Genomic DNA, 8,215 nt, shown 5'->3' with positions numbered 1-8,215 from the left:
CTCAACAAGGAAATAATGGGAATGAGCAAGGAAACAACGGAAGAGGACCTCAACAAGGAAATAATGGGAATGAGCAAGGGTACAACGGAAGAGGACCTCAACAAGGAAATAATGAGAATGAGCAAGGGAACAATGGAAGGGGATCTCAACAAGAGAATAGGGGCCACCAACAAGGCAATGAAAAAAAGAATCAATAGAATATGGAAGTGAGAGATTCAATTTAAAGCTAAAAGGATTTATCTCGCTATTGTGGGCAGTAAAACTCCCATCTCAAAATTTAGCTAAGGCAAAGAAGTTAGATGGGAGTTGGGCTGCTTATAAATGTTAGATTGGTGAGGCTAATTAAAGTTTCACTTTATTATTCTATAGTTCTATTAAGAAGGAGTATGTGAAAAATATAATGGAGAAAAACATTCAACAAGAGAAAGATAAAGAAAAACCTGTTTTTTATGATCCGAAAGGAAGGAGAAACATAGCCTTTATTTGGTTTCTATGTATCTCAATAGTTAGTGTAGGTGTTGTATTTTATTTTTTCTTTCAAAGTATTTTTTCAACACCAGAAATTCCAAACATGAATCCTACTGTAAAACAAGATACGAAACTTGTACCAATTAATCAAAAACTTAGTGAGGAGCAGTTAAAGAAGGAAGAATTCAAGCCAAATACCGAAATGAAGGATAATAAAAATTTGGTGAATTCGACAAACGATAGTAAACAACGTAAAGAAGTGTATGGTTTTTATGTAAACTGGGATGAAAATAGTACAGCGTCTTTAAAAGAAAATATCAATTCATTAACCACGTTAGTACCAGAATGGTATCATTTAAAAGAAGATTTAACGATTAGAAGTGAGATAAAACCTGAGATTGTAAAACTAGCAAAAAAAAATCATGTGAAAATTATGCCGTTACTTACTAACTATACAGAAAAAGCTTCTGGCCCTGATAGTGATCTTATCCATAAGTTACTGAATTCGCCGAATGATGTGAAGACGAAATTTATTAATGATTTAGTAAGCGAAGTTAAAAAGAGTCAGTTTTCAGGTATTAATATTGACTTTGAGGCCGTACCTGAAAGTGATAGAGAAAACTTAACAAATTTTATGAAAGAACTTACTACGGTCTTTCATAAACATGATTTGCTCGTTACACAAGATGTTCCAGCTAATGATAAGGCTTTTGATTATGGTGCATTAGCAAAAATAATAGATCGTATGATTGTAATGATGTACGATGAGCACTATGGAGCGGGGGAACCAGGACCAATTGCTTCAAATAAGTGGTTCCAACATACATTAAATGAACTGAATATTCCGTCTAATAAACTTATAGTTGCTTTCGGTAACTACGGATATGATTGGGAAATAAATAATAAAAAACCTGCGAAGTCTTTAACTTTTTCAGAAGTTATGACAATGGCGAATGATTCCAATATGAAAATTCAATGGGATAACATGAGTGGAAATCCTTATTTTAGATATAAAACAGGAGAGAAAGAACATACTGCTTGGTTCTTAGACAGTGTTACTCTCTATAATCAAGTGAAAATCGCAATGGACAACAATGCAAAGGGGTTTGCGTTATGGAGATTAGGAGCAGAAGATCCTACAATATGGAAAGTTTTAAAAAATCCGATTGAGGCACAAAAAAATCCTGATGTATTACATAAAATCACTAGTTTAGATGAAGTGAATTATTCTGGACAAGGTGAAATTTTACAGATTGAGAATGAAAAGCAAAATGGATTGAGAGATTTTAAAGTAGGCAAAGATGGTTATCTTACAGATGAAGTATATCAATCTTTACCATCTGCATACGAAGTGCAACGATATGGAAAACCGAAAGGGAAACAAGTAGTATTAACATTTGATGATGGACCAGACCCGAAATATACGCCAGAAATTTTAGATATATTAAAAGAGAATAAAATAAAAGCTGCTTTTTTTGTCCTTGGTGAAAACGCACAACTAAATCCTAGTATTGTAAAAAGAATATACGATGAAGGGCATGAAATTGGCAATCATACTTTCAAGCATCCTAACGTAGCTGATACGTCTTTACTACGAACAAAAGTAGAACTTAATACGACGCAACGTCTGATCCAGGAAATAACTGGGCATTCTACAGTTTTGTTTAGGCCACCATACGAAGCGGATGCTAACCCGGATTCCTCAAATGAAATAGTGCCTATTTTACGGGCACAAAATATGAACTATACAATGGTAGCAGAAAAAGTGGATCCTGAGGACTGGGCAACACCATCAACTAATGAATTAGTAAAGCGTGCTCTTAATCCCGTTTATAAGGGAGAGGGAAATATTATTCTTCTCCATGATGCGGGAGGGAATCGTACCCATACGGTAGAGGCGTTGCCGATCATTATTAAAGAGCTTAAAAAGCATGGATATAGTTTTGTAACAATTTCAGATTTAATGAATAAAGAACGAGATGAAATTATGCCCCCAGTTTCTTCTGAGGGTGAGCAATATTTACTTTACAATAAAGCTGTCTTTTCAGGGGCGGGATACTTTAAACATATATTAACAACTATTTTTTATATTGCTATTGGATTAGGGATTTTTCGATTCTTATTCTTAATTTATTTTGCATGGAAGCAAAAAAGAAAAACGTTATCTCGCTCTATTAATTCGTCCTACCAACCTTTTGTTAGTGTTGTCATAGCAGCATATAATGAAGAAAAGGTGATAGCTAAGACAATTCGCTCAATTTTGGATAGTAAGTATGGAGAATTTGAAGTTATTGTTGTGGATGACGGATCGACAGATGGTACGTCAAAAGTAATGCAAGAAACATTTTATAAACACCCTAAAGTTCGTTTCATTCAGAAAGAAAACGGCGGGAAATCATCGGCAATGAACCTAGGGTTTCAACAATCTCGAGGAGAGATTATTGTCACTTTAGATGCGGATACTATTATTGCGCAAGACGCCATTTCTCTAATGATTAGACACTTTGAAGATCAGAATGTAGCAGCAGTTTCAGGTAATGTTAAAGTGGGGAATAGACGAAATTTGTTAACTACTTGGCAACATGTTGAGTATATTACAGGGTTTAATTTAGAACGTAGAGCTTTTGATGAGTTAAATTGTATTACAGTTGTTCCAGGAGCTATTGGGGCGTGGCGCAAGAAGAATGTAGTTGAATCTGGATATTTAAGCGAAGATACATTAGCAGAAGATACGGATCTTACTATTACATTTTTACGTCAAGGATATAAAATTGTATATGAAGAAAAGGCCTATGCTTTTACGGAATCACCTGAAGATGTGAAAAGTCTCATTAAACAGCGATATCGTTGGTCATATGGTACACTCCAATGTCTTTGGAAACATCGAAAAGCAGTGTTTCATACAAAACATAAAACGTTAGGATTTATTGCATTGCCTAACATGTGGTTATTCCAATATGTTCTGCAATTCATTGCTCCTTTTGCAGATATTTTAATGATTATGGGGCTGTTTGGTAGCAATCCGCTAAAAGTGTTAGGGTTTTATCTTGTATTCTTTTTATTAGACCTTTTTGCATCTCTGTTTGCATTTAAATTAGAGAAAGAGGACCCTAAACCGTTAGTGTGGTTAATTTTACAACGCTTTATTTATCGTCAATTTATGACTTATGTTGTCATTAAATCTATATTCTCATCTATTCGAGGCGTAGCGGTAGGATGGAATAAACTAAAGAGAATGGGGAGTGTTAAACATTCCACGGAACATAAGGAGGCATCATAAGAGAGCAGACTATCTGCTCTTTTTTTCATTGATTTTAGTTAGTTGAATGTAGAGTTGTAGCATAAAAACTGCTGCTTCTATAACGAGATTCCTATTCATCATTAATAGTGAGACATTATGTTAAGCTAATCTTTTAGTTTCGGATTAAAGTTTTTTTATATTTTTTTAAAATGACGGACACAAAAACGCATATACCTTCGAATTATATATATGGATAACATAAATATGTATATAAAAGGGGAGAAATAAGATGAAAGAAAAAAAAGAAATGTTTCAAGAAATCGCTGAGGTGTTAAAGGTATTGGCGCATCCAGTTCGTCTATCTTTAGTAAAAATAATGCTTGCAAAAGGTCCTACTAATGTAACAACAATGTATGGGGATTTGGAAATGCCTCAAAGTACAATTAGTCAACATTTATCTAAACTAAAAGCTGCTAAAATGGTTACAGGTACTCGGAAAGGATTAGAAATTTATTATGAGGTAACTGACAATCGCACAAAATCAATATTAGCATGTTTAGTTTAAATGCTGACTTCTAGACGTCAAAATTAAGAAGAGGATAGGAAAGCAATTCTATGGAGAGAATTTTTAAGGTTTTTACACAAGTGAAGATCTGAAGTAAAGTTCCTTAATAAATAAAATAGTTGTTTGAAAATACGGTATAAAATGGAATTTTTATACCGTATTTTTTAATATCTGTAATAAAAGGAAGAATGTTTTGGTTTCAATTTATACGCTATCTTTATAAATTTTGATTACCTTAAACGTTTGACAAACTAGCAATAGGTCTGGAGTCAAAGTAAGTCCACACAGGCTTAATTCCTAAGTGGAAAGATCAACATGCTCAAGATGCAAAAAAATATAACTTAAATCCTCTGCATCCTAGATTTTGCAAAATTACTTGTTACCTTATTTATTAAAAAAATCAATTAAGGAACTATTTAGTGAAAATAAATTGTTCAGTTAAAGGTGCATTTTATAGAATGTAAGAAAAGGTCTCAATTTCAGTAGACACGTGGATTCGCATACTGATAGAATAAGCGAAAATATAATAAAGGTGGAATGGATTTGAGAAAAAGGTTAGGATGCTTACATGCCCATTATTCAAATATAGAATATATAGAAAAGGCACTTACCTCATTTAACATTGAATTAATCCATTTTGTTGACCCGGCATTAATGTATCAGGTTACATCCAATGAAAAATTTCAAGAATCAGATGCTCAATTTAAAGTTAAAGAGCAAATAGAATGGATTGCTCAATGTAATGTTGATGCTATCCTTATTACTTGTACAAATTATATTGCAATTTTACATGAAGACCAAGACTCAATATCAGTGCCAATTATTAAAATTGATGTACCTTTCTTTGATTACATATGCAATATACAGCAACCTCAGACAATTGTTTTTACAAATCCTGCAACTGTTGAAGGCACAGTAGAACGTCTTAAACATCATGCTAATAGCCTTCAAAAATCTTTAGATTTAGAGGTTGTTGTCATAAATAGTGTTTTTGAATTGATAATGAAAGGATTAAAAAAAGAATACAACCAAGAAGTTACAAAGTTCTTAAATCAAATCATTAAAGATGAAAAGAAATTTATCTCTGTTGCTCAATTATCTATGGTTGATGCATCTAAGCAAGTTGAGTATAAAACATCTAAGACTATTATTACTCCATTGAATACATTGGTATCTTACATTGTTAATAAATTAAAATTAGAGAAGAAAAATTAGTGGTAGAAGACAGAGGATTTGGAATTATATATGGCTTTCTATCAATTTTCCTTGGGTTAGGTACTGTTATCCTACATAATGTTTGGACACTTAATTGGCAGGGACTCATTACACTTATTGCATGGCTCGCACTATTAAAAGGGATTTATGTAATTGCATATCCTGAACCATCCAAGAAAACCGATTTCGAAGTAAGGGTACTATCTACTCGTATAGTGCTTGCTATCCTTTGTGCTTTATCTTTATGGATGCTTATCATACTTTATATGAAATAGAGAAAAATATTTTTGATTATAAGAGTATGTAGGTGGGAGTTTTTTGTAGTACATCAGAGCGGAATTTTATAGTTAACTGTAAGTTTAATATTTTTCCCTTGTGGACATGTTTTTATAAATAGTGAGATGGGCAAAACGAAAAGAATCCTAAATAAATAGGATTCTTTTCGTTTTATAAAAGTGAATTTATATTGTATCACTAATACGGTTGATAATCGTTTTTCAGGAATATTCCCAGTTATCTATCTTGGTATACTCAATGTCGGCAATGTGACCATCTGGTCGAATCAAAATGGTATCTATATTTTTTAACTCAGAATCTTGTATTTCTCCTACAACTACCTTTATGTGCGAATCAATATTCATTTTATTTATCTTATCTATATAAGAAGGGTGTATTAATAAAATAAAGTTACCATCTTTCATTAATTCAAAGAGTTTATAACTTTTCTTATTTAGAGAAGAAATAGTGAGATTTGTACATCTTTTTCCTATCAATGGATGTCTTTCTGTATCGTGCATCGATGAATACATTACCCCTAACCCACTTACTCTTTCAGATAAATCGTGATTTATCTCGGGATATGTAAGTAAGTGCGAAAATAAATCCCTTAATTCCATTCCTGCGTTTGAAAAGTTTATCATTAATTGTTCTTGCGCTTGTACTTCCTTGAAAAATTGTTTTCCCACAGCATGTCTTTCAATATGATAACTTTCTAATAGACTTTCATATTTTTTTTGTTTTATTGCGAGCCCTAATTTCCAGCCTATATTAAAAGCATCTTGTAGACCTACATTCAAACCTTGTCCTCCAGCAGGGAAATGAATATGTGCTGCATCCCCTGCTAAGAATACACGCTTATGTTGATAAGTATTTGCTAGTTTGGTTGCATTGCCAAAACGAGAAAGCCATATTGTGCTCTTAATTTGAAGATGTTCACCTGTAATACTATAAATACTATCTATAAACTCTTTTTCTGTAACAGCAACATGAACAGGTATTGTCTGATTCTTAGGATCAACAATTGCAAAACGAAATACATCAGGTGTAATAGGTACCATCATTAATATCCCATTTATATTAGAAGTAGATAAAAATGGAGTATCTGGTATATTTTCTAAAATAACATCACCTAATATAGCAGTAGTTGTTGTGTTTGTTCCATTAAACGGTATATTTGATAATTCACGAACTTTACTTCTTGCTCCATCAGCTCCTATTACATATGGAACTTCTATTTTATATATTGTTTCTTTTTGTTCTATTTCTAGTTGTACGAATGTTTCATATTGTTTTAAGTCTTTCAGAGTATGCCCGCGTTTAATGACTACACCTAATTCTAATGCACGTTCTTCTAATATTTCTTCTGTAATAGATTGGGGAATAAAAAGTGTATACGGAAAATCAGTATTTAAATTTTTAAAGTTTAATCTTGTATCTAAGGCAGCAAAATGACTTGTATTTAATTTCTTGCCTCTAGCTAAAAATCGATCTGCAATACCTCTCATAGCCATCAATTCTAAGGAGCGGGGGTGTAGTGTGAGTGCTCTAGAATTTCGTACCCGGTCTAATCTTCTCTCTAAAACAACAACTTTTACGCCTTGAATAGCTAATTCACATGCTGCCATAAGCCCAACTGGACCACCACCAACTACCGCTACATCATAATAATTGTCCATATCATGCCCTCCATTTATTTAATTGTTTAAGAGCTAATGTGAAAAATTGTAAATAGATTTATAAATGCTATCTATTGTACATATATAATTATACTTCATTTTAGTTTCCTTGGAAACTAAAATGAAGTTCCTAGGAGAAGTCTACATAGTTGTAGTTAAAGCTATATAGCGTGTCTGCAGCAGTAGCCATTGGGTAGCATTGATATGTAATGGCGTTTGCATTAAAGGCTGCAGCTTCTTATGCTTGTGCTATTTTTGCTAAAAATGCTACTGCTATAGTTCCATGTGGGAGTTGTAAAGGTCTTTCCGCTATTCGTAGTTTTAATGAGGTAGTAGTGGTTTTAACTCGACTTCAAATAATTCGCTTTCCATTTCATTAAGTGCATACATTGATACAGGATGTGGAGAGGTATTAGATAAGATTTGTGATGAAAGAAGTTCTCCTGATGATGAGTAAAATGTAACAAACACTTGTGAAAATGGAGGGACCATAATGATTACACGGTCAGTTTTTTGTAACGTATTAACCAACTCCAAAATAATATAGTTTTATAAAAAATAATAGATAAATATAAAGATATTATTATGGGTACTTTTCTGATAGTGAATTAAGAAAATTAATAAACTCTTTATTTTATTGTAAATAATTTAAGAGCACACAAATATGCGCGCTCTTAGAGTAGAAAGGTAGTTTTCTATGAGTAGGGAGTCCCCATATAATAAAATATGCTTGTACAATTCAAATGTGAGAAGTTTTTTATAAAAATGCTA

The 8,215-nt window shown here is 32.7% G+C and carries 4 protein-coding genes and 2 pseudogenes; 5 read left to right on the top strand and 1 reads right to left on the bottom strand.

The genetic code is table 11. The features are described 5' to 3' along the window. The 5 genes and pseudogenes from BAQ53_RS15995 to BAQ53_RS15975 form a co-directional block, all read left to right on the top strand. Nucleotides 1-210, top strand: a pseudogene (locus tag BAQ53_RS15995) (FMRFamide neuropeptide); the annotation flags it as partial. A gap of 190 nt (nucleotides 211-400) precedes the next feature. Next, nucleotides 401-3,748: a trifunctional glycoside hydrolase family 18/polysaccharide deacetylase/glycosyltransferase family 2 protein gene (locus BAQ53_RS15990; RefSeq protein WP_208906960.1), complete on the top strand. Its 3,348-nt coding sequence runs from the start codon at nucleotides 401-403 to the stop codon at nucleotides 3,746-3,748. 250 nt (nucleotides 3,749-3,998) lie between these two features. Further along, nucleotides 3,999-4,274: an ArsR/SmtB family transcription factor gene (locus tag BAQ53_RS15985; protein ID WP_000660065.1), complete on the top strand. Its 276-nt coding sequence runs from the start codon at nucleotides 3,999-4,001 to the stop codon at nucleotides 4,272-4,274. Nucleotides 4,275-4,811: 537 nt separating this feature from the next. Continuing rightward, nucleotides 4,812-5,489, top strand: a complete 678-nt coding sequence (locus BAQ53_RS15980) for a hypothetical protein (RefSeq protein WP_003279185.1) — start codon at nucleotides 4,812-4,814, stop codon at nucleotides 5,487-5,489. Then, nucleotides 5,480-5,764: pseudogene (locus tag BAQ53_RS15975) on the top strand (hypothetical protein); the annotation flags it as partial. The gene BAQ53_RS15980 and the pseudogene BAQ53_RS15975, both read left to right, overlap by 10 nt. Before the next feature lie 222 nt (nucleotides 5,765-5,986). Here BAQ53_RS15975 and BAQ53_RS15970 read toward each other — a convergent pair. Continuing rightward, on the bottom strand, nucleotides 5,987-7,444 hold the full coding sequence (locus tag BAQ53_RS15970) for an FAD-dependent oxidoreductase (protein ID WP_208905841.1): 1,458 nt from the start codon (nucleotides 7,442-7,444) through the stop codon (nucleotides 5,987-5,989). Nucleotides 7,445-8,215: the final 771 nt, after the last annotated feature.

This window comes from Bacillus sp. B25(2016b) (genome assembly GCF_001679765.1).
Taxonomy (GTDB): domain Bacteria; phylum Bacillota; class Bacilli; order Bacillales; family Bacillaceae_G; genus Bacillus_A; species Bacillus_A thuringiensis_K.
The sequence above is the reverse complement of the archived record's forward strand: the minus strand, read 5'-3'. Positions and strand labels throughout refer to the sequence as shown.